The sequence below is a fragment of the Endothiovibrio diazotrophicus genome, from assembly GCF_054657215.1.
Genome location: NZ_BAAHXB010000231.1, coordinates 1 through 2,574 on the forward strand (window position 1 = coordinate 1; position 2,574 = coordinate 2,574).

Consider the following 2,574-nt stretch of genomic DNA (forward strand, 5'->3'; position numbering starts at 1 on the left):
TATTTATGCGCGGTTTTGCGCAGCCGCTAACACCACAAAAAGCTAAGTAACCAATTTGTCGGAGAATGGGGTGGGTCCCTTTCAATAGGGATGTATTCCATAGTGTCCAATGAGATATCGCACAAGACATTATCAAGACTTATCGGCAGGGATGTTGAATCTATAGAGGAGAATCTGCTACGTCATGTAGCCGCAGGATTTTTAGAGCGGATAGACGATGATATTTTTCGATTTTCACACGAGTATATTAGATCTGCCGCTAACGAGTGGTTTGCAAGTCACTCAGAGGGGGTTTCTCTTTGCCAAATGGCGGCAAAAAAATGCACGGATGATAATTATAAAAACGCGATGATATCTGCAAAGATAAATGGCTATATTGGAAGATCGTCTAGCGCAATCAATTCATATAATTATGCAATTCAATACTCAGGAGATGATTACGCCAAACGCCTCCCTTGCCTGAGAGGGATTCTAGAAATACTACAAAGAAAGAATGATGATGGCTCGCTGCTATCATATCATTCGTGCTTGGTCGAAATAACAAGGATAGGGTACTACTTAGTTAGCCAAAAGAATTTATACAAACTAAACAAAAGAGGATTAAATCACATAAAGTCTAAAGAATCAAAAGTTGATCCGGAGATATATATAGAATACAAGAGAAAGTACACTCATAGCCTTTCTCACTTATCAATACGATCGGCAAGCAGGCGGGGTTATGCTCATTGGGCAAAAAAAAGTATTCAATGCACTCGATCGAAACTAGAGCTTTCACAGGCTTTGAATCGTCTGGTAAGCGCAGCGTCCTTGTTCGGTGAGTGGGAGGTGGGCAGCAGGGCTGGCATTTTGGCTGAAAAGTTGCAAACGCCCGATGTTGTCATGGATGATCCGGCAATTAACAATGTTTTGAGAGGCGAGATGGCTATAATGTATGCGCATACAAGGCCAGAAATCTCGGAAAAAATATGCAACACAATGATTAACGAACCGGGGTGCGCACGCCAGCGTTGTCACGATTTGATTGTCGCTGCCACGGTTGCGCTTACTCTTAATGATTTAAATCTATCTAGAGTATATCTTGATGAGGCTGACAAGCTAATAGACAGAGGATCATTTAATAATATAAAAATTTCTACAGGACTATTGCGTGGGACATTAAAAATGAAAGAGGGGAATTTTGTTGGGGCCGGAGATGCGTTTAGAAGATGGGCATTGGAAGCTGCGTGGAGAGATAATATTAGGGAGCAAATAAGGTCTATAAATAACTATATTGTCGCAAAATTTGCTGCTGGAAATCCATTTGGAGAAACAGCCGCGATAGAGCGATTGGCATGGATTCATTCTAGCATATGTAAGGAGATGGGCGAATCGTCACTGATATCAATATATGATGAGGCGCTTGGCGCGTCAGATACATATTGTGTAAGAAAAACTGATAGCAATGTTTTTCCTATTGTTACAGACGAAGGGACGGGGTCCATGTTGATGGTCATTGGAAAAAATATAGATAAGTTATGTTCTGCACTCAAAAAAGGGACGGAATTACTAGCTGTGGATGTGCATCGCGGATTGGACAATGGATATTGCAAGGAGGCACCATGCACCTGTTATCCCGTCAACATTAATTCCTTGGGAATTGATTTATATGCTATATGTTAAAGAGTATATAATTTCATGTAGTTTATTGCACAGACTGCTATGAGCAACTTCTTTGTCGTTGTACATTATCGCTATATTTATATTTTGTGGATAAGCCCACCGAAGTATTACGGACGGCGCATGGTGGGTTCCATACTTATTTTCGAGTTGTACCTTTTTTTCCATGTCGAATAGTGATATTACCGGCTTCTCGAAGGCGGTCGCGATATGCATAGGGGCGCTATCAAATCCAACAAATATATCGGACGCCCAGATGAGAGCCATAGTCTCTCGCAGGCTGGTGGCAGGATTCGCTAATCCCACGTCTCTATCTCCTAACTCTTTTCTTCCAATCTGGAATAAACCGGCATGAGAAGAAAATTCTTTGATTATAGATTTCCAGATCTCTATCGCCCAGAACGAGCCATCGTCGCTTTTTGAATTTCCTCCTGGATGTAAGCAAATCAATGGGCGGCGGCAATTTGATAGAGCATTCATTGCCCATTTCATTTCTTCATGCGATAAATAGATTGAAGGCCGTAGCGTTCTTGGCTTCACTCCATACGCAAAACCAATGTTGTTAATTATATGGCCAGAGTGAACTAAAGACCGCCGTTCCTCATCAATAATGGTGAATTCTTTCGGATCAAGATCACTCCCATTTAGCACTTTTGATATAAAAGGATTGTTCCTCCAAATTGCAAAGCCATCCTCTCCAGCGATATGTCCTATAGAAGGATTTAGGGGCGCTGTCGCAATAGTTGCTGGTCTGCCATTCATTCTGGACCAGTCTTCTACTAACCGCGTGTACATTAAAGCATTTCCTATTCCACTTCCAGCGCAATTAGGTATCGCCAAATCTACACCGTGCTTTCTTGCGAAAGCTTTTGTTTTTGGAAACACAGATGATCTATCGAATGCATTGCACTTAACCAT

The 2,574-nt window shown here is 41.7% G+C and carries 2 protein-coding genes; one reads left to right on the forward strand and one right to left on the reverse strand.

All coding sequences use genetic code 11. The features are described 5' to 3' along the window. The first annotated feature begins 102 nt into the window (after positions 1 to 102). Entirely contained in the window at positions 103 to 1,659 is a 1,557-nt protein-coding gene (locus tag ACYQ2W_RS25940; RefSeq protein WP_459873917.1) for a hypothetical protein, read from the forward strand. Here ACYQ2W_RS25940 and ACYQ2W_RS25945 read toward each other — a convergent pair. Continuing rightward, positions 1,642 to 2,574 (reverse strand): glycosyltransferase family 9 protein (locus ACYQ2W_RS25945; RefSeq protein WP_459873919.1); only part of this gene is annotated, 933 nt, incomplete at its 5' end. The genes ACYQ2W_RS25940 and ACYQ2W_RS25945 overlap by 18 nt on opposite strands.